The organism is Burkholderia sp. SIMBA_062, assembly GCF_046534765.1.
GTDB classification, from domain to species: domain Bacteria; phylum Pseudomonadota; class Gammaproteobacteria; order Burkholderiales; family Burkholderiaceae; genus Burkholderia; species Burkholderia ambifaria.
In genome coordinates this window covers 1-278 of record NZ_JAWRYD010000212.1, presented here as the reverse complement: position 1 = coordinate 278, position 278 = coordinate 1, and the positions used below count along the sequence as shown (strand labels likewise).

Below are 278 nucleotides of genomic sequence, written 5' to 3'. Positions count from 1 at the left end.
ATCATGCGCACCCGTGGGGCCGCCATGCCGGCGATAATGGCCTGCTTCTCGCCGAAACGTTTGGTGGCGGGACCAGTGACGAAGGCTTGAGCGAGGGCGTGCAAGATTCCGAATACCGCAAGCGACAGGCCGATCATCGTCGCGCTCCAGCGAAAGCGGTCCTCGCCGAAAATGACCCAGAGCGCTGCCGGCACCTGTCCTACGAGTTGCATGATAAAGAAGACAGTCATAAGTGCGGCGACGATAGTCATGCCCCGCGCCCACCGGAAGGAGCTGAC

General features: G+C 61.5%; 1 pseudogene. It reads right to left on the bottom strand.

The features are described 5' to 3' along the window. Positions 1-278, bottom strand: a pseudogene (locus SB786_RS36085) (hypothetical protein); the annotation flags it as partial.